General features: G+C 56.7%; 17 protein-coding genes. 3 read left to right on the top strand and 14 right to left on the bottom strand.

The genetic code is table 11. The annotated features are described in order from the left end of the window. Positions 1-135: 135 nt before the first annotated feature. The 10 genes from mprA to DD586_RS16275 form a co-directional block, all read right to left on the bottom strand. Entirely contained in the window at positions 136-648 is a 513-nt protein-coding gene (mprA, locus tag DD586_RS16320; protein ID WP_012885923.1) for a transcriptional repressor MprA, read from the bottom strand. Between the two features lie 186 nt (positions 649-834). Continuing rightward, entirely contained in the window at positions 835-1,164 is a 330-nt protein-coding gene (gene ygaH, locus DD586_RS16315) for an L-valine transporter subunit YgaH (protein ID WP_012885922.1), read from the bottom strand. Further along, on the bottom strand, positions 1,161-1,946 hold the full coding sequence (locus DD586_RS16310; RefSeq protein ID WP_012885921.1) for an AzlC family ABC transporter permease: 786 nt from the start codon (positions 1,944-1,946) through the stop codon (positions 1,161-1,163). Before DD586_RS16310 ends, ygaH begins: the two co-directional genes overlap by 4 nt. A gap of 112 nt (positions 1,947-2,058) precedes the next feature. Continuing rightward, the gene (locus DD586_RS16305) at positions 2,059-3,261 is read right to left on the bottom strand and encodes an MFS transporter (RefSeq protein ID WP_012885920.1); all 1,203 of its coding nucleotides are present in this window, start codon (positions 3,259-3,261) and stop codon (positions 2,059-2,061) included. A gap of 283 nt (positions 3,262-3,544) precedes the next feature. Then, positions 3,545-4,555, bottom strand: a complete 1,011-nt coding sequence (proX, locus tag DD586_RS16300; RefSeq protein ID WP_041164582.1) for a glycine betaine/L-proline ABC transporter substrate-binding protein ProX — start codon at positions 4,553-4,555, stop codon at positions 3,545-3,547. A gap of 126 nt (positions 4,556-4,681) precedes the next feature. Continuing rightward, positions 4,682-5,884 carry a glycine betaine/L-proline ABC transporter permease ProW gene (proW, locus tag DD586_RS16295; RefSeq protein WP_012885918.1) on the bottom strand — a complete coding sequence of 401 codons (1,203 nt, stop codon included), beginning with the start codon at positions 5,882-5,884 and terminating at the stop codon, positions 4,682-4,684. Then, the gene (proV, locus tag DD586_RS16290; protein ID WP_012885917.1) at positions 5,877-7,079 is read right to left on the bottom strand and encodes a glycine betaine/L-proline ABC transporter ATP-binding protein ProV; all 1,203 of its coding nucleotides are present in this window, start codon (positions 7,077-7,079) and stop codon (positions 5,877-5,879) included. The genes proW and proV overlap by 8 nt, the downstream gene beginning before the upstream one ends. Positions 7,080-7,733: 654 nt before the next feature. After that, positions 7,734-8,450, bottom strand: coding sequence for a GntR family transcriptional regulator (locus DD586_RS16285; protein WP_012885916.1), 717 nt, complete (start codon positions 8,448-8,450; stop codon positions 7,734-7,736). 17 nt (positions 8,451-8,467) lie between these two features. Next, the gene (atzF, locus tag DD586_RS16280) at positions 8,468-10,270 is read right to left on the bottom strand and encodes an allophanate hydrolase (RefSeq protein ID WP_041165079.1); all 1,803 of its coding nucleotides are present in this window, start codon (positions 10,268-10,270) and stop codon (positions 8,468-8,470) included. 223 nt (positions 10,271-10,493) lie between these two features. Then, complete coding sequence (locus DD586_RS16275) at positions 10,494-11,978, bottom strand: NCS1 family nucleobase:cation symporter-1 (protein WP_012885914.1); 1,485 nt, start codon at positions 11,976-11,978, stop codon at positions 10,494-10,496. A 154-nt stretch (positions 11,979-12,132) separates the two neighbouring features. On the opposite strand from DD586_RS16275, the gene DD586_RS16270 reads away from it, so the two are divergent. From DD586_RS16270 to puuE, 3 genes are read left to right on the top strand one after another with little or no spacing between them, the layout of a single operon-like run. Further along, positions 12,133-12,876 (top strand): GntR family transcriptional regulator, encoded by a 744-nt coding sequence (locus DD586_RS16270; RefSeq protein WP_012885913.1) that lies wholly within the window; start codon positions 12,133-12,135, stop codon positions 12,874-12,876. Further along, positions 12,873-13,610: an allantoin racemase gene (hpxA, locus tag DD586_RS16265; RefSeq protein WP_012885912.1), complete on the top strand. Its 738-nt coding sequence runs from the start codon at positions 12,873-12,875 to the stop codon at positions 13,608-13,610. Before DD586_RS16270 ends, hpxA begins: the two co-directional genes overlap by 4 nt. 43 nt (positions 13,611-13,653) lie before the next feature. Further along, positions 13,654-14,601: an allantoinase PuuE gene (gene puuE, locus DD586_RS16260; protein ID WP_012885911.1), complete on the top strand. Its 948-nt coding sequence runs from the start codon at positions 13,654-13,656 to the stop codon at positions 14,599-14,601. A 211-nt stretch (positions 14,602-14,812) separates the two neighbouring features. Here the strand turns inward: puuE and hpxZ are convergent, their stop codons facing one another. From hpxZ to DD586_RS16240, 4 genes are read right to left on the bottom strand one after another with little or no spacing between them, the layout of a single operon-like run. Next, a complete protein-coding gene (gene hpxZ / locus DD586_RS16255) occupies positions 14,813-15,208 on the bottom strand; it encodes an oxalurate catabolism protein HpxZ (RefSeq protein ID WP_012885910.1) in 396 nt (131 codons plus the stop codon). After that, positions 15,205-16,617, bottom strand: a complete 1,413-nt coding sequence (locus tag DD586_RS16250; RefSeq protein WP_012885909.1) for an AtzE family amidohydrolase — start codon at positions 16,615-16,617, stop codon at positions 15,205-15,207. Before DD586_RS16250 ends, hpxZ begins: the two co-directional genes overlap by 4 nt. After that, positions 16,614-16,811: an oxalurate catabolism protein HpxX gene (gene hpxX / locus DD586_RS16245; protein ID WP_012885908.1), complete on the bottom strand. Its 198-nt coding sequence runs from the start codon at positions 16,809-16,811 to the stop codon at positions 16,614-16,616. The genes DD586_RS16250 and hpxX overlap by 4 nt, the downstream gene beginning before the upstream one ends. A 27-nt stretch (positions 16,812-16,838) precedes the next feature. Next, on the bottom strand, positions 16,839-18,428 hold the full coding sequence (locus tag DD586_RS16240) for a gamma-glutamyltransferase family protein (protein ID WP_012885907.1): 1,590 nt from the start codon (positions 18,426-18,428) through the stop codon (positions 16,839-16,841). Between the last annotated feature and the right edge of the window lie 110 nt (positions 18,429-18,538).

Genomic DNA, 18,538 nt, shown 5'->3' with positions numbered 1-18,538 from the left:
CATGGCCTTTGATTGCCGTTCATGGCGGTATTAGTGCGATGGCGATTTTTTTGAACGTACGACACCATCTGCAAACCCGAGGGTTTGCATAACAACGATGATGATGATGGTCTCTGTCAGGAATAGCGACGGGGGTTAAAAACCGTCCTGCTCCATTTCGTCAAGACGCAGTAACAACTTACGCATCAGCACTTCCAGTTGCTCTCTCTCACTGTCTTCAAGGACAGAACAGAGCGTATGCAGGCTGCGGTGCTGAGGCGGCAGCAATTCGTCCAGAAAGGCTTTACCTTTCTCGGTCATGTACAGGTACAGGCATCGGCGATCACTGTCGCTTTCGCGGCGTTCGATCCAGCCGCGTTTTTCCAGTTCATCCGCGATGCGGGTGGCGTTGGTGCGTGAAGAGCCTAGCGCCGCGCTCAACTCAGAAGGCTGGATACAGTAGTTTTCCTGCGATTCCAGCGTAATCAGCGCCATGAACAGGGTCTCGTTGATGTCCTGCTCTTTCAGCATGTGATTGCGGTGTTCCAGTATTTTAGTTTGCATGTGCATAAACAAACGCAGCAGCAAGACCTCCCGGTAAGGGAAATCTGGGCGGCGTGATGCCCGCATACGCAGCATGTCTTCGATTGGAGCGAACGAACTTTCCATAGATGTCAACCTCATTAATCACGACCTGCATAGTAACGAATGTTACTAATTAGGTAAATGCGAGAGACTTGTCGATTAGTGCTTATTTTATCACTGCTCGAACGGTGTGCAGGTGATGCGGTCTGTCGCCGCCTGATTTTTGCTGATAAAGGGCACGATGTGAGCCGGTGATACTCAGGCTATTGTCTAAACCCATTTAAATACGACGCCATAGCATAGCGCACCCAGCAGTGTCGACAGCACAATACTGCGGGTTTTGTAAAAACAAAGTGTTAGCAGGGCAAACCCCACCAGTGTCGGTAACTGTCTTTCCGGGTGCTGCATGATATCCGGCAGGGTGGAAACCACCAGCAGAGCACAAATGGAGGCAATACCGATACTGTCGAGCAATAGGGCGGTTTTGCCTCGCCGCAAATGACCTGGAGCCCGGCCAGCTCCCAGCCGTAACGGCAGGTACCGGAATAGGAAATTAACGGTTCCCACCAGTAGACCAATCAATAATACTGATGTATTCATGGCGTCTCTTCTGTTAATTGTGCCGGTTGGTACAGTGATGCCAGACATCCGCCGACAATACCGACCAGAATGGCGGCGGGAATAGACGATATCAGTAGCCCCAGGCTGGCGCCGCCTAGCGCGGTGGCGACCACCAGACTCTGACGACGCCTGAACGACGCAAGCAGAAAACTCAAAAAAAGTGCCGGTAGCATGAAGGATAATGCCGCCTCAACCGCAGGGTATCCGTTTAGCGGGCCATTGCCGAAGAGGGCGCCGAGTACTGTCCCGGCGACCCACGACAACCAGGCGTTTATCGCTACACCCAGCATCCATGACTCACTCCAGCGCCGGTTATCCCGTGACAATCGCACTGTAGCGGCGGCAAACACTTCGTCGGTGAGTCCAAAGGCCCACCAGACAGTCTTGCCGGTGGGGAGACGTTGCCGGATGCGGTGGCGCAATGACGGGCCGTACAAGACGTGGCGCACGTCCATTGCCATGACGGTAAGGGCCGCAACCCAGATAGACGCACCCGCACTCAGCAGCGCGGTGATGACAAACTGGCTGGCACCAGCGTAGATAATGCAGGAAAGGAAAATGGCTTCCAACGGCGTGAAGCCCAGTTTGACCGCGTTCAGACCAAACGCAAACGCGACCGGCACGTAGCCGATGACAATCGGCAGACTGTCGAACAGGCCTCTGGCAAACGAGGCCTCGGGGACGGTGCGTTCAGGCGTGTGCTCATCAGTCACGGTATTCACAGTATTGAGGTTATCCACGGGTTGAAAATATAGACTCATTAAAAAATAACATCATTGGCGTAAACCCGCGCCAGCAATGGTGTTCATCACCCAAATAATATTGGTCATCACACGAAGACATGGCCGTCAACGGGCCGCCGCGCGGTATTCTTTAGTCTGCTTCCGGTAACGATGACTCGTGATGATGGTTGCGCCACCACACCAGTAACCCTAGCAAACTCAACAGCCCTCCGGCACTCGACACACCTAGCCAGCCGAAATGTTGGTAGGCGTAGGCAGAGATCAGCGAACCGAGCGCACCGCCAATAAAATAGCTGGTCATGTACCCGGCGGTGAGACGGTTACGTGCCTCCGGGTGCATACGGTAAATCACGCTCTGATTGGTGACATGCGTTCCCTGCGCCGCCATATCCAGCACCACGATGCCGATGAGCAATGGCACCACGGCAGTGACGCCTGCGGCAATCGGCAACCATGATAACACCAGCAGCAACCAGCCAACGGTGGTGGTGAGCTTGGCTTTGCCCTTATCGACCAGTCGACCTGCCCGACTGGCGGATAGCGCACCCGCAGCGCCAGCCAGGCCAAAAAGGCCGATCACGCCTTCGCTATAGTGATAAGGCGCGGCTGCCAGCAGAAACGCCATGGACGTCCACATGATGCTGAAGTTGGAAAATGAAATCGCGCCCAGTATCGCGCGGGTACGCAGTACACGGGAACGGCCGAAGAGCTGGAAGATGGATGCCAGCAATTGCAGGTAATTCAGATCGGTGGAGGAGTGATACTGCGGCAGTGAACGCCACATCAATAACGCCATTCCCGTCATTAACGCGCTGGCGACCCAATATACCGTACGCCAGTCTCCCAGCGAGGCCAGTGCGCCTGCCAGTGTTCTTGCCAGCAGGATCCCCAGCAACAGGCCGCTCATGATAGTCCCAACGACCTTACCCCGGTTTTCCGGTGAGGCAAGCGTCGCCGCCAGCGGCACCAGAATTTGCGCCACTACCGAGAACAGCCCGGTGATAGCGGTACCCGCCACCATCAGCCATAGCGACGGCGCAGACGCGGTTATCAGCATGCCGCCTGCGGCCAGCAGTGTCATGATGACAATTAAGCTGCGGCGTTCGAACCGGTCGCCCAACGGCACCAGAAACATCAGGCCGCAGGCATAGCCCAGTTGGGCAGCGGTCACAATAAAACCTGCCTGATTGACCGATAAACTAAACGCATGGGCGATAGCATCCAGCAAAGGTTGGGCATAATAGTTGCTGGCGACCGCCAGGCCAGTGGCGGCGGACATTAATAACGTCATTGCCGGACTCAGGCCGACGGGCTTGGTAGAAGATACAGACATGGGGAGTGTTAACTTGATGTTGCATTAAGTGATGGTTCAGTATTGAACAGTCACACCTGAGAATCCAGCAATTTGTCTTATAAATTTCCTTGAAAATAATAAGGTTCTTTATCAGCCTTTCCTGAAAGGTTCGATGATGTTTGGCTACCGGGGAAACGAAAGGTGGCAGGATAACGGGTGGGGAAAGAGGAACTCACTCTGGTATGGCGGTGGGTGAAAAAACAGAGGATACCGGGGCGGGTATCCTCTGGGCACTCAGCGGGATGGCTTACAGTGGGATAGCTTATTGTGCGGCAGCGCGGGCCGTATTAATCCAACCGTCAAACTGTGCCTGATGCGCGTTAATCCAGCCGTTGACGTGGCGCTCGATATCTTCCTGAGAGGCTTCACCCTGATGCATTCGCAGGTTTTGGGCGTTAATGTCGGCCAGTGGTAACGTCATGATGGCGAACAGTTTTGCCGCCGCCGGGTTTTTCTGCGCCCACGACTTATTGGCGACAATGCGCATATTATTGACGGGGAAGCCATAATTCGCGCCGTTAGGCAGTTTGGTATCGGTCTCTTTTTGTTTGCCCGGTAACGATGAGAACGGTACCTGCAACCAGACAACGTCGCGCCCCGGCACCAGTACGTCACTCACCCAATACGGCGTCCAGGTGAAATACAGAATCGGTTTCCCCTGTTTGTAGCGGGCGATGGTGTCGGCGATCAGCGCTGCGTAGTTGCCCTGATTGTGATTGACGGTTCCACTCAGTCCATAGGCCTGAATCTGGTGATTAATCACGCTTTCGCAGCCCCAGCCGGGGTTACAGCCGGTCAGGTCCGCTTTGCCATCGCGATTGGTGTCGAACAGTGTGGCCAGTTTCGGATCTTTTAGCTGATCAAGACGGGTAATGTGGTACTGGTCGGCAGTTTTTTTATCGATCAGATACCCTTGCGCGGCACCTGAAACATAGGTCCCCTGACGGTAGAAGGCGGTGTCGCCCCCGGCGGCCTGATACATATCATCGTGCAACGGTTGCCAGTTGACGGCGGTAAAGGTGGCGTCCCCGTTGGCGATCGAGGTGTAGCCGACGTTGTAATCAACTTCACTGGGTTTATCGACGGTATAGCCCAGTTTTTCCAGCGCTTTACTGACCAACAGTGTCTGGAAGGTTTCTTCAGAGAGTGTACTTTGCACCGGCTTAACGGTGATGCCTTTGCCGGGAAGATTGTCGGCGGCAAACAGGCTGGTGCTGAGTATCGTCGTCACGGCAAGCGTTGCTATGCCAGTGACGAGGCGAAGAGTACGCATACGGATAGTCCTCATGTGGATAGTCCTCATGTTGTCATTCAATACGTGGTCTGGTGACGCTTGGGCTCTGGTCTTCGTGTGTGCGGCTAGTCGATGCCAGCCGCAATGTCAGACGCTATCGTCCGGTCAGGCCCGGGGGGCGATGAAGGGGCGAATCAATAGCCCCAGCGGCCCGCGGTGGGACCAGTGGCGGTTGCCGCGACTGCGGGCATCCTGCCCCAGTGATTGGGTCAGCCGGTCCAGTATGATGGCCAGTATCACGATGCCGACCCCGCCGATGGACGCCAGCCCCATGTCGAGACGACCAATGCCGCGCAGTACCATCTGTCCCAGCCCACCGACGGCGATCATTGATGCGATCACCACCATAGAGAGCGCCAGCATCAGTGTCTGGTTGATACCCGCCATGATGGTGGGCATCGCCAGCGGCAACTGGACCTTAAACAGCATTTGGCGCGGGCTGGCGCCGAAGGATTGTGCTGCTTCGACCAAATCTGCCGGTACCTGACGGATGCCGAGTAGGGTCAGACGGACGATCGGCGGCAGGGCGAAAATAATGGTGACCACGACGCCCGGCACATTACCGATGCCAAACAGCATCACTATGGGTACCAGATAGACAAACGCCGGTGTGGTCTGCATCGCATCCAGCAGGGGCCGTACAATACGAACTGCTCTGTTGCTGTTAGCCAGCCAGATGCCCAGTGGTAACCCGATGATGATGCAGAAGAACAAGGCGGTCAGCACCAGCGCCAGCGTCACCATCGCCTGCGACCAGGCACCAATAGCGCCGATAGCGATGAGCGACAGCAGTGTCGCCACGCCCATGCCGAAACTGGCGATTTGCCAGGCCAGCAATGAAAACACCAGAATGGCGATGGGGGCGGGCACACTGGTTAGCAGTTGCTGAAAACCGGTCAGGATCACATCCACCGGTACCCGGATCCCCTGAAACAGCGGGCGAAAATGCAGTACCAGCCAGTCGATGCCTTCTGTCACCCAGCGATCGAGCGGGATCCAGGCATGCTGGAACGGGTCCATCAGGCTAACATGCTCCTGCGCCGGGGCGGGGGTGTTGAGCCAGTCGCCCCCATTCTGGTGTACATCGCTGGCAGCAGGCGGTGGTGGTGCCGTGTTCCAGGGATCGGCGTTGGTGTCCTGCGCAGGGGGACTACCTGCTGATGAAGCGTCTGTCGGCGAGGATGCCGCCGCCCACGGGTCGGTAGAGGCCGGGTGGCCCGCGGTATGTGGAGTGGCCGACGTGGCCGTATTGGCCACCGCATCGGGTGTTTGGATTTCTTCCAGCGAATCGTGTGTGGTATCAGTCATTGAGCGTGTTCTCCTTATCCAGCGCCTGCAGCAACATCCCTTTAGAGATAATGCCGAGGTATTCATGGTGTTCACCCACAACCGGTACGGCGCAGGGGGCTTGTGCCACCTGAGATATCAGCTCATTGAGCGGCATATCTGCCGGAACCGGTGCCGGAGCCGACAGTAAGGCCTGCTCTAGCGACAACTGCTCACGCAGCGCCTGTTTGAGTGAATCAATGGAGACTACGCCGATAAACTTGCGGCCCCGCTCCAACACATAGCCATACTCACGATCTTCCTCTTGCAGGATCTTCAACGCTGAGCGCGGGCCGACACCTGGCGTCTTACGGATGATCGTCACCGGACGACGGCGTGCGATATCTTTGGCACTGAATACCTGGCTGATATCCACGCCGCGAAAGAAGGCGCGTACGTAGTCGTTCGCCGGGTTATTGAGGATTTCATCCGGCGTGCCGACCTGAATCACTTCGCCGCTGTGCATGATGGCGATGCGATCGCCGATGCGCATCGCTTCATCCAAATCGTGTGAGATAAACACGATAGTGCGTTGCTGACGGGCCTGTAGCTTAATCAGCTCATCTTGCATCTCGGTACGGATCAGCGGGTCGAGGGCGGAAAACGCTTCGTCCATCAACAGAATATCAGGGTCATTCGCCAACGCACGGGCCAGGCCGACGCGTTGGCGCATCCCGCCGGAGAGTTCGTCCGGATAGGCATTGGCGTATGCCTCCAGACCGACCTGTTGCAGGGCATTGTGCGCTTTTTGCTCGCGTTCCTCACGGGGAACTCCGGCGAGATCCAGGCCGAATGCGGTATTGTCGAGAATATTCAGATGTGGCATCAGTGCGAAAGACTGAAACACCATGCTGAGTTTCTTGCGACGTACCGCGCGCAATGCGCTATCCGGCAGGCGGGAAATATCCTCGCCATCGATCAGCACCTGGCCACGAGTGGGTTCAATCAGGCGATTGAGAAGGCGTACCAGGGTGGATTTACCGGAGCCGGATAATCCCATGATCACAAAAATCTCGCCTTCTTCAATGGCCAGACTGGCGTCTTTTACGCCAACCGTCAGACCGGTTTTCTCAAATATCTGGTCCTTTTTCATCCCTTGCTCCAGTAGCTTGAATGCCCGGTTGGGATGCTCACCAAATATTTTATACAGATGTCTTATTTCAATTTTAATTGCCATGTAATTCAGGGTTTCCTGTGTGGTTTGATTTTTTTATTTCTGCCTCATGATGAACAAAACTTTTTATACCCTAACCAGAAATGGATGGCGTGACAACCCTTTGGTTATACGGTGTGTGATGCCATGGTTCATGATGTCGCTATTTTATTGTTAATGTCTTACTGATTTTTTAGGTTTTATTGTTTCGCATGACTGTCTTTTTAGTGATTTAATTATCGTTTAAATTCAATGCATTGATTATATTAGTTGTTTGTTTTTACTGGTGTTTTTGTAAGATGGGATTTTATGTTGATAACAATAATTCCAGTGAGGTTTTTAAGACGATGAAATGTGTTGATTTAATCATGGTTTCATATTTTTGTGAGTGATGACGATTGCAGTGAATAGATTGTGGTTGTAGCCTGTTACCCGCTGATGGTAGAGGGTTGCAGGCGGGGAAGCTATCAGGCATTTGATTGCCATGAATGCCTGAATAATAGTAAATGGCGCAACGGAATAGATGAGAGAAATAATCGGATGATTCTGATTATTTATGAAAGAAATAAGTCATCGATGATGAGTATTTTCGTCAGGTAAATTGCGCCAGTCAAATAGTGTCTACTGCCGGGGGAAGGACCCGGCAGTAGACAATCTATATAGCTATCAAAAGAGAGGTCAAATCACCGTCTGATCTCTGGCCTGTTGTAGCAGATGCAACGTAATATTGCGCACCTCCGCTTTGCTATCAGCAATATGCTGCGTAAGGCGCTGACAGGCCTGGTCTGTATCCTGAGTGAAGATAGCTTGCAGGATGGCGGCATGCTCCTGATACGTTGCCTGAATCCGGTCCTGACGGGTGAAATCCAGCCGACGAATAATACGGATTTTCTCAGTAACATCACGGTGGACACGCGCCATTTCACGGTTGCCGACGGCAACGACTAAGGCCAGGTGAAAGGCTTCATCCTGCTGTGAAACCTGCTTGCCGTCTTCCTGTTGCGGTTCGTCTATCCAGTACTGACGCAGAGGCTGAAGCAGCGTGGTGCAGGTGTCTGGCGGTAGTGCGCACAGCCGTTGTACCGCTTCGCGTTCCAGTACGATGCGCAGGTCATACAACTCTTCGAAGTACGCGAAGTCGAACGGCTTAACCTGCCAGCCACTGCGGTAGTAAACACGCACAAACCCTTCGGTTTCCAGCCGAAACAATGCCTGACGGATCGGTGTGCGGCTGACTGACAGGCGTTCAGCCAGTTCGTGTTCCGTAAAGCGATCTCCCGGCAGTAACCGGAAATCGAAGATATCCTGTTTCAGCTGTAAATAAACCTGCTCTGCCAGGACCGGTGGTTTGCTTTGGCGACGCGTTGTCGGTGTGTCGGGTGCGGCGAATTGCATAAGGTTTCCTCCCAACGTCAGGTCGACGAACGCTGAGCGATAAAGGCACGCCAGCCGCCGAATACGGTAATGTCCTCGGCACCTTCCAGCGCTGACTGTTCACAGATGAACCCCTTGACCTGGCGTCCGTCTGCCAGAGTCAGCGTGCCGATACCGAGCGGTGGGGGGATCTCGGCAACGAATTCACCGAAACGTGCCAGCGGAATATCCCACAGTTCTACCGCAATGGGTTGCCCCTGGCCGGTGTTGACCAGTCCCGGTTTAGGGGGATGGGTATTCGCCAGTGCGTAAAGACGGTAGTCAGCGCTGGTGATGGTCTCTTCCACTTTGACGGCATCGCGGGTAGTCAATTGAAAATTAAGCGGCATCCCCGTTAAGTGAGCGCCCACTACAGCCAACCGTACATGGTGGGGCGACGGCACCTGTGGTGCAGACATTGGCGGCAGAGGCTGACCGGTGGCACCCAACGGCAGCGCCGTGGCAGATTGCCAGCGCTGACCAAACGCCGCCAACGCCGCGTCATGCCAGGCCGGTGCAATCAGCGTAATACCGGCGGGCAGGCCGTCTTCACGAAACGGTGCCGGTAATGCCAGCCCACACAAATCCGCCAGATTGGTGAAGTTGGTGTAGAAGCCGAACTGTGAGTTGTAGAGCACGGGTTGCTGTTTCATCTCTTCCTGTGTGCGAATGGTGGGGGCGGTAGGGACCACCAGCGCATCAAACTCACTCAGCGTGCCTGCTATCTGTCGTACCAGTTCCGCACGCAGGTATTCTGCGGCAAACACCTCACCAGCACGGTAATCGGAACCTTTAGCGATAATACCGCGTACCACTGGATCCATGGCTTCTGGCTGCTCATGCAGTAACGCGCCAACGGCCACGGTACGTTCTGCCACCCATGGCCCTTCATAGAGCTGGCGCGCCAGTTGTGTGAACGGGGTGAAGTCCACCGGCTCCAGCGTCGCACCCATCGCCTGCAAACCGGATAGCGCTTGTTGAAACGCGAGCTCCGCTTGCTGGTCGCCAAAAAACTCCAGTGGATGCGGTAGCGCCAGTCGTAACCGGGCGGAGACATTCGCTGGCGTGGTGCGTGGGTGGTGGCGCGAATACGCGTCATCCTCGTCATAACCGCCTGCCAGTGTGGTAACCAGCCAGGCATCCTGCACGGATAATGCAAACACTGACACACAATCATTCAGGCGGCAGGCAGGGACGACCCCACGCGTTGACAGCCAGCCTTTGGTGGGTTTAAGCCCGACGATATTATTGAAACCGGCGGGAACGCGGCCGGAACCTGCGGTGTCGGTACCCAGCGCGAACGGTACCAGCCCGCGCGCAACCACCGAGGCGGAACCGGAACTGGAGCCACCGCTGACATACTCAGGCTTGATGCTGTTAGGCACCGCACCAAACGGTGAGCGGGTACCCACCAACCCGGTAGCGAACTGGTCAAGGTTGGTTTTGCCAACCACGATCGCACCGGCGGCCTTTAGGCGTGCTACCACGGTGGCGTCCTGCGTGGCGGTGTAGGTAAACGCCGGGCAGGCCGCGCTGGTGGGCCAGCCTGCAACATCGATATTGTCTTTGACCGCAAACGGAACGCCATACAACGGCAAGTGTTTCGCGTCGGGTCGGCTAAGTAGGTCGGTGATTTGCTCGCGGACGTCGGCTTCGTTTGGCAGATAAATCCACGCCGGGTCTTCGGCGCGCAGTGAGCGCCAGACAGCCAGCAGCGTTTCAGTCACTGCGTCAGAAGCGTGCTGGTAGTGATGTTGCCACTGGGGGAGAGTCAGGCCGATATAAGGGGTGTGTGATGTCATCAATGCATTCCAGTTTGTATACAAGATGGAATGCAACATTCAAACCTTATGCCAATCTTTTAATTGTCTGTTTCCTTTGAGTTTATTGCTAAAGGGAGGGGCAGCTATCTGTGTAAAACGCACCGTCATAGCACAACCGAATGCAAGGCGAGGACGAAAATGGGGCAATACGGCAGGATAAAACACCGGATCGCAATATTCACTGCGATCCGGTGGTGGGGGATTATTCTTTACCCAGCACTAAACCTGACAGGCTGGCGGCCGCTGGCGTGCGGGCTTTTTCCCGGCGAGCCAGATAACGGTAGCTGCCTGCGCCTAAGCCAACACCGATAAACCAACTGAAGTTGGCAACCTCATGCCAGGCGGGTACAAAACTGATCACCAGCCCGATTGCGACCGATGGCAGCAGCGCCAGCACCGCATTCGGGTTAATGCCGTTACGGTACCAGTAGCGGCCGTTCGGGGTATCGTTGAATAGCGCGTCGACATCGATCTTGCCGCCTTTGATCAGGTAAAAGTCAGCCAGCAGAATGCCGAACAACGGACCGATAAATGCCCCCAGCACGTCGAGCGTGTAGTGGATCAGCTCCGGTGAATTGAACAGGTTCCACGGTGTCAGCAGCACTGAACCGACGGCGGCAATCATTCCACCGGTGCGGAAACTGATGCGTTGCGGTGCACAGTTGGAGAAGTCGAACGCCGGGGAAACGAAGTTGGCGACAATATTGATACCGATGGTCGCGACAATCATGGTCAGCAGGCCCAACGCAACCGCCACACTGTTGCCGACGCGGCTAACGGTTTCAATCGGGTCGGTAATCATTTGGCCGAACAGGGACTGGGTGCCGGAGACAATCACCACTGTGACGATGGAGAACAGCAGGAAGTTGAACGGCAGCCCCCAGCGGTTACCGCGGTGGATTTCCTGCATGCTTTTAGCGTAGCGGGAAAAGTCGCCAAAGTTCAGTAACGGACCAGAGAAATAGGACACCACCAACGCGGTCGCGGTGATCATCTGCCAGATCTGCTCGCCGCCGCTGAGCGATTTGCTGCTCAGGGTGAAAGAGATATTCTCCAGCCCAGTTTTGTATACAATCCACCCGGCCAGTGCCAGCATGACCACGTAAACCGCCGGACCGGCGACATCGATAAAGCGCTTGATGGCGCTCATGCCGTGCCAGAACACCATGGCCTGCAACAGCCACATCACACCAAAGCACAGCCAGCCCAGTGTCGACAGGCCCAGCCAGTGACTGGCGGTCAGCGAGGTAAGAGAAGGGGCGAATTTCAGCAACACCAGCATCAGCGCATTGGCTGCCAGATACGTCTGGATGCCGTACCAGGCGAAGGCGATCAATCCACGGATGACCGCAGGAATGTTGGCACCGAACACCCCGAAGGACTGACGACAAATCACTGCATAGGGCACGCCACTGAGCTGACTGGGTTTAGCCACTAAATTGGCACACAACTGCACGATGCAAATACCGGCCAGCAAACACAGCAGCACCTGCCAACTGGCCAGACCGAGTGTAAAGAAGCTGGCCGCGACCACGTAGCCGCCCATACTGTGAACATCCGACATCCAGAAGGAAAAAATATTGTACCAGGACCAGTTTTGCTCGCGTGTCGGTGCCAGGTCTTCGTTGCACAGTCTCGGGCTGTAGTGTGCCGGAGCGCTTCCGGCGGGCGTCATATTTTCTGGCATGGAATCTGCTCCTTTTTTGATGACGATGAAAAATAGAGGTGAATAACCTGTCCTGTGAGGTGTTGCAGGATTTGGGCCAGATCGGTGAATTTTGTATACAATAATTTTATTTTTTGTGTACGATCTGGTGGTGACGTGATGACGGAAGAAGCCAATGAACGATATTTATGGTCTCGGACAAGAGACATTTTTCGAGCAAAAAGATGACGTTATCTATCAGGCGCTGTTAAACGCGATTGTTGAGCATCAGTTATTGCCTGGGGCTCGTCTGCCGGAAGAAGCGTTGGCAGACGCGTTTGGGGTGAGCCGTACTGGGATCCGAAAGGTGTTACAGCGTCTGGCAACGGTGCAAATGATCACACTGTTGCCCAAACGTGGTGCACAGGTAGCGACACCGACGGTAGAAGAAGCGCGTGAGATCTTTCAAACCCGTAGCCTGATGGAGTGCGCTAACCTGCCTGCCGTGCTGGCTCACTGCCAGCCGCCGCACCTGGCGGCGCTGGAGAAACTGATGGAGGCAGAAGAAAAAGCCCATCAGGATCGTAATGGGCCGGAGGCGATCCACCTGTCGGCCGCTTTTCATATACAGCTGCAGGCGATTTCCGGTAACACTGTGCTGACCGGCATGGTGTCACAATTGACGCTCCGATCGTCGCTGGTGATCGCCGCGTATGGTGCGCCCTGGCAGCAAGGCTGCCGTTGTCATGATCATCAGGATTTACTGGCACTGTTGCGTAAAGGCAGTCTGCAGGCGCTGACTGCCGCCATGCAACAGCATTTCGACGACATCGTCGCCAGCCTGCGCTTTGGCGGCGACAGTGTGACCACACCGGATTTTTCACGGCTGTTCAGCCAGTTCAAATCGTCCGAACACCCTAACAAGGAGCAGGCCGAATGAGCCGATGCGTGATTCAGGTAATCAATCCTAATACCAGTCTGGCGATGACGGAAACCATCGGTGAGGCGGCACGGCGAGTGGCCTCGGCCGGTACGGAGATTCTGGCGGTGTGCCCGTCGCAGGGCGTGCCGTCGATTGAAGGGCATTTTGATGAAGCGGTGGCGACGCTGGGCGTGCTGGAACAGGTGCGGCTGGGGCGTGAGCAAGGGGTCAGCGGACATGTCATCGCCTGTTTCGGCGACCCCGGTCTGCTGGCGGCACGGGAGCTGGCAAGCGCGCCGGTGGTGGGGATAGCTGAGGCAGCGATGCATCTGGCAACGCTGGTGGCGACGCGTTTTTCCATCGTCACCACGCTGCCGCGCACGCTTATCATCGCCCGTCATCTGTTGCAGCGTTACGGTTTCGAGCACCACTGCGCCGCGCTGCACGCGATCGATTTGCCGGTGCTGGCACTGGAGGACGGGCAAGGGCTGGCACAACATAAAGTGCGGGAAATGTGTATACAAGCGAAGCGGCTGGATGGATCCGGTGCGATTGTGCTGGGCTGTGGCGGCATGGCCGATCTGGCACAGGCGCTGACGCAGGAGTTGGGGATCCCGGTGATCGATGGCGTCGGTGCAGCGGTGAAGATGGTGGAGTCGCTGGTTGGACTGGGACTGAGCACCAGTAAACACGGCGATCTCGACTACCCACTCGACAAGCCGTTAACCGGCGCATGTGCACCGTTGCGCTAAGTAATGAGCGCGCCGTTGCCGTCATCATTAAAGGAAAGAGACCATGACACTTTCTCAGCTCTGGGGTACAGACCCTGACTATCCGCGCGATCTGATTGGTTATGCCGGAAAACCGCCGCATGCCCGCTGGCCCGGACAGGCACGTATCGCGGTGCAATTTGTTCTGAATTATGAAGAAGGGTCCGAAAATCATGTGCTGCACGGCGATGCCGGTTCCGAGCAGTTTCTGTCCGATATTATCGGGGCAGCCAGTTACCCGGCGCGGCATATGTCGATGGATTCGCTCTATGAATACGGTTCTCGTGCCGGTTTTTGGCGTATTCATCAGGAGTTTCAACGCCGTGGCTTGCCGATGACGGTGTTTGGCGTGGCGATGGCGCTGGCGCGAAACCCGGCGGTGGTCGAGGCTATCAAGGCGGCGGACTACGACGTGGTCAGCCACGGTTGGCGCTGGATCCACTACCAGAATATGGATATCGATACCGAACGGGCGCATTTGCAACAGGCCATCGCCGTGCACACCGATTTATTCGGTCAGCCGCCGTTGGGTTGGTATACCGGCCGCGACAGCCCCCATACCCGACAGCTGGTGCTGGAGCAGGGCGGCTTCCTGTACGACAGCGACTATTATGGTGATGACCTGCCGTTTTGGTTGCCGGTGCGGCGCGCCGACGGCGAGGTGAAACCGCATCTGATCGTTCCCTACACGCTGGATGCCAACGACATGCGCTTTGCCTCACCACAGGGTTTTAACAGTGGCGAGCAGTTTTTCAACTACCTGAAGGACAGTTTTGACGTGCTGTATGCCGAAGGGGATGACGCGCCGAAAATGCTGTCGATTGGTATGCACTGTCGTTTGCTGGGGCGACCGGGACGATTCCGGGCGTTACAACGCTTCCTCGATTATATCCAACAGCATGAGCGGGTATGGGTCTGTCGCCGTCAGGATATCGCCGAGCACTGGTATCGGGTCCACCCTTATCAGGGCTGATGCGATAAGGCATTCATCGTACCGACGGCGTTACCCGTATGAGCCAGACAATGTGACCTGTAGGTTTCATTGTCTGGCTTTTTTGTCGGTGATAGCGCCAGGCTGTGTCACGACTGGGCTTGCTGGGGGCGGTGTTCCGGCTCCGACCTCTGGCGGGACGTCGGATAGCCGGTAACCGGTACCGTCGCTATCCGACATGGATGTGTTGGGGTTACACCATCAGACTCACATGGGCCGCCACGATGCGCCAGCCTTGCTCGGTACGCCGCCAGGTTTGCATCTGACGGCCGATTTTCTCGCTGCCTTCACGACGAAATTCGGTACTGGCGACCGCGGTATCACGGCCATAGGTGGTGATGACGGTGTTTTGCAACTGCCTGTCCAACCCGGCAGAGGGGCGTGCGGCACGAAATTCGCGGATCTGCTCGATGCCGTACAGATTTTCAGACGCGCCGTAACGCACTGTGCGTTCATCATGCCAGAACAACTGGTCCAGCACGTCAACATCGTTGCCGGTCAACGCCTTTTCGTAACGGTAAAAGGCGTCGGTGACCTCAGCCAGTACCTCGGGAATATTAATGTCAGACTGTGTGTTCTCGGATGTCATGCGGAAAGTCCTTGTGGGTAAAACGTTATAGGGGGCAGCGCCTGTGCGATGCCCTGTTGTTCAAGATGCCAGGCGGCGCGTAGCGCCACGTCTTCCCTCCAGGGGGCGGCGATCAACTGCACACCGATCGGCAGCCCGCTGGCGGTTACCAGCGGCACGGTGACGACTGGCAGGCCGACGAACGAAATGGGCTGGGTTAACATGCCCATGCTGGCGCGGATCGGTAAATCGGTGTGATTGATGCGCATGGTTTCCTGACCGATCGGGGTGGCCGGGCACGGGGTCGCTGGCGCAATCAGCAGATCGGTGTCGTTGAATAACGCCAGCACTTCACGGCGGAAATGATCGCGAAAGCGCTGAGCCTGTACATACCAGGCCGCCGGGATCATCGCGCCAGCCAACAGCCGTTCACGGGAAAGTGGCTCAAATTGCTCCGGTGTGGCCTGCAGCGCTGGCAGGTATTGATTACCGCCTTCGCTGGCGGAAAGAATAAATGCCGCAGTACGCGCCAGCACGGCGTTATCCAGTGTCACCTCGCTGTCGGCGTTTAAGGCGTCTGCTACTTGTCGCACAGCGGCGGCGGCCTGCTCATCGCACCATTGCGCGAAGTAGCCCCCCAATACCCGGCTGCGTAGCGGGGCAGTTTCAGACAACGACGGCACCGTAGATCGCAGCGATTGATCCGCCTGAAACCGATCGGCCGGATCGCGACCTTGCAGCACGTCATAGACCAGCGCCAGATCGTCTATGCTGCGTGCCAGCGGGCCGATGTGATCGAGGCTGCCGACAAACGGCTGTGTTCCCTGACGTGATAACCGCCCGAACGTCGGCTTTAGTCCGAAAATACCGCACAACGAAGCGGGAACCCGGATCGAACCGTTGGTATCACTGCCCAGCGAGAAATTCACCAGACCGGCGGCAACAGCGGCGGCTGAACCACCGGACGACCCTCCCGCGATACGGGTCACATCGTGCGGGTTGCAGGTTGCACCATAGTGCGTGTTTTCAGTTGTAAAGCCGTAAGCGTAGGCGTCCATATTCAGCAGGCCGGACAGCAGCGCACCTTGTGCCTGTAGCTGGCGCACCGCGAACGCATCCTGAGTAGCGGGAGCACGCTGGCTAAATAACCTGGCCCCGGCCAGGGTGGTTTCACCGGCGACATCAAACAGATTCTTCACCGCATAGGGTACTCCGGCCAGTGCGGGCAGCGGCTCGCCTAAGCGGCGTTTCAGGTCAATGCTGTTGGCTTCTGTCAGCATACGCTGTGCAGTGACGGCGGTGTACGCGTTGACCGCCGGGTTATGTTGCTCGATGCGCGCCAGGGTGTCGCGGGCAATGTCGGTGGCGGACAGGTGACCTGCCGCCAGTTCAGCCTGCAATGTGCGAATAGACAGTTGCGCGGGATTCATGGCTGGTAGACCCCCGCCACTTCCTGACGCTCATCCAACGTAAACGCCATCAGCGGTTGCGCCATAGCGGCGATGCGGCTGAACTGGACGTGCAATTCCTGACGGCGAGCCTCGTCCAGGTCCAGCCCCATCAGGGTTTCCATCTGTTGCAGGTACGCGGCCAGCGTGTCCTGATCGATATCCCTGTTTTTCATAATCAGCACCTTCATCGGGTTGAAAGATTAATAACCGGCTGCGCTGCCGTTGCTGCGCGGGTCGCTGGCACCTTCCAGCATGCCGTTGACGTGGCGGACTATGGCTCCCGCGTGACCGACGGTTTCGCTAAATCCGGTAAGCAGTTCCACATCGTGACCGAGGGTTCGCAACGCATCAATGGTAGCGGGCATGAACCGATCCTCCAGCTTGAGCGTATCGGTCGACTGCCCCCAGGTGCGCCCCAGCAACCAGCGTGGCGCCGTAATCGCCTGTTGCAACGGCATCCCTTGCATCACATGACGAATAAACAATGCGGCTTGTGTTTGCGGCTGGCCGTCACCGCCCATCGAACCATAAACCATCGTGCGCCCGTCAGACAGGCGTGCTGCCGCCGGGTTCAGCGTGTGAAAGGGTTGTTTACCCGGTTCCAGCGCCAGCAAGTGGTTCGGGTCCAGGCTGAAAGACGCGCCACGGTTTTGCCACAACACGCCAGTACCCGGCAGCACCATGCCGCTGCCGAATTCGTGATAAATACTCTGAATGAACGAGACCGACACCCCATGGCGATCGCACACACCCATCCAGACGGTATCGCCCGGCCCTTTGCCCTCGCCCCAGGGCGCGGCGGCGCGGGTGTTGACGGTATCGGCAAGCGCTTTCAGGTGGCTATCGGACAGCAGGGCCTGAATATCCTGGGTGATCAGTTTCGGATCGGTGATGTAGCTATCGCGTAGCCCAAACGCCAGTTTGGTGGCTTCCACCACCCGGTGAATGGTCTGGCTGTCGCTGAGATCGGCCATCCCCAGCCTGTCGGTAATGCCGAGAATCGCCAGCGAGACCAGCCCTTGCGTTGGCGGCGCGAGGTTGAAGACCTCGCCGTGGCTGTGTTTCAACACCAATGGCACGGTACGGCGGGCGCGGTAATTCGCCAGATCCTCCTGCGTGACCGGCATGCCCAGCGCCGCCATCTGTTTTGTCATGCGTGCTGCCAACGCACCGCGATAAAAGCTGTCCAGCCCATCTTGTGCCAGTTGTTGCAGCGTATCGGCCAGATCCGGCTGGGTGAAACGGCTGCCGGTACGGGGGATCGCACCCTGCGGCATAAAGACCCGGCAGAATTCGGAGAAATCGCGCAGTTCGTGCTGGCGACTGGTGAGCGCATCTTCCTGCGACTGGGTAACCGGGATGCCGTGGCGCGCATAGTGGATGGCATCGTCCAGTAACTGTGTCAGTGGCAGGGGAGCACCCAGATCCAGTTCTGCGGCGTAATTCAGCGCTTCCTGCCAGCCGCCTACCGTCCCGGCGACGGTCAGCGCGGCGTTGGGGCCACGGTGCGGAATGCGGCTTTCACCGGCGTAGCGTGCGCGGGTCGCCAGCGAACCGGCGGCACCACTGGCGTCAATGGCGATAGGCTGGCCTTGCGGTGGCACTATCAGCCAGAAACCATCGCCGCCTACGCTGTTCATGTGGGGATACACCACGGCAATAGCGGCGGCGGCGGCCACCATCGCTTCGATGGCATTGCCTCCTGCGCGTAACACGCGTTGTGCGCTGGCGCTGGCAAGATGATGCGGTGTGACCGCCATGCCCGATGGGGCAATATTACTTTGCATCATGAGGGTAAGGCTCTTGGTGGACAGTAGGGTGGTCGATGCTAAGCAAAAGCCGTTCCATCTTTTCTGCTTGCTGCCGACCGACGGTTGTATGCTATGTTCATCATAGCGTC

The sequence above is a fragment of the Dickeya parazeae Ech586 genome, assembly GCF_000025065.1.
Lineage (GTDB): Bacteria > Pseudomonadota > Gammaproteobacteria > Enterobacterales > Enterobacteriaceae > Dickeya > Dickeya zeae.
Note: the sequence above shows the minus strand (reverse complement) of the source record. Positions and strands in the feature narration are given on the sequence as shown.

Coding starts and splice junctions, on each gene's coding strand:
- mprA (WP_012885923.1), bottom strand. CDS start 648: ATGGAAAGTTCGTTCGCTCCAATCGAAGACATGCTGCGTATGCGGGCA.
- ygaH (WP_012885922.1), bottom strand. CDS start 1,164: ATGAATACATCAGTATTATTGATTGGTCTACTGGTGGGAACCGTTAAT.
- DD586_RS16310 (WP_012885921.1), bottom strand. CDS start 1,946: ATGAGTCTATATTTTCAACCCGTGGATAACCTCAATACTGTGAATACC.
- DD586_RS16305 (WP_012885920.1), bottom strand. CDS start 3,261: ATGTCTGTATCTTCTACCAAGCCCGTCGGCCTGAGTCCGGCAATGACG.
- proX (WP_041164582.1), bottom strand. CDS start 4,555: ATGCGTACTCTTCGCCTCGTCACTGGCATAGCAACGCTTGCCGTGACG.
- proW (WP_012885918.1), bottom strand. CDS start 5,884: ATGACTGATACCACACACGATTCGCTGGAAGAAATCCAAACACCCGAT.
- proV (WP_012885917.1), bottom strand. CDS start 7,079: ATGGCAATTAAAATTGAAATAAGACATCTGTATAAAATATTTGGTGAG.
- DD586_RS16285 (WP_012885916.1), bottom strand. CDS start 8,450: ATGCAATTCGCCGCACCCGACACACCGACAACGCGTCGCCAAAGCAAA.
- atzF (WP_041165079.1), bottom strand. CDS start 10,270: ATGACATCACACACCCCTTATATCGGCCTGACTCTCCCCCAGTGGCAA.
- DD586_RS16275 (WP_012885914.1), bottom strand. CDS start 11,978: ATGCCAGAAAATATGACGCCCGCCGGAAGCGCTCCGGCACACTACAGC.
- DD586_RS16270 (WP_012885913.1), top strand. CDS start 12,133: ATGAACGATATTTATGGTCTCGGACAAGAGACATTTTTCGAGCAAAAA.
- hpxA (WP_012885912.1), top strand. CDS start 12,873: ATGAGCCGATGCGTGATTCAGGTAATCAATCCTAATACCAGTCTGGCG.
- puuE (WP_012885911.1), top strand. CDS start 13,654: ATGACACTTTCTCAGCTCTGGGGTACAGACCCTGACTATCCGCGCGAT.
- hpxZ (WP_012885910.1), bottom strand. CDS start 15,208: ATGACATCCGAGAACACACAGTCTGACATTAATATTCCCGAGGTACTG.
- DD586_RS16250 (WP_012885909.1), bottom strand. CDS start 16,617: ATGAATCCCGCGCAACTGTCTATTCGCACATTGCAGGCTGAACTGGCG.
- hpxX (WP_012885908.1), bottom strand. CDS start 16,811: ATGAAAAACAGGGATATCGATCAGGACACGCTGGCCGCGTACCTGCAA.
- DD586_RS16240 (WP_012885907.1), bottom strand. CDS start 18,428: ATGATGCAAAGTAATATTGCCCCATCGGGCATGGCGGTCACACCGCAT.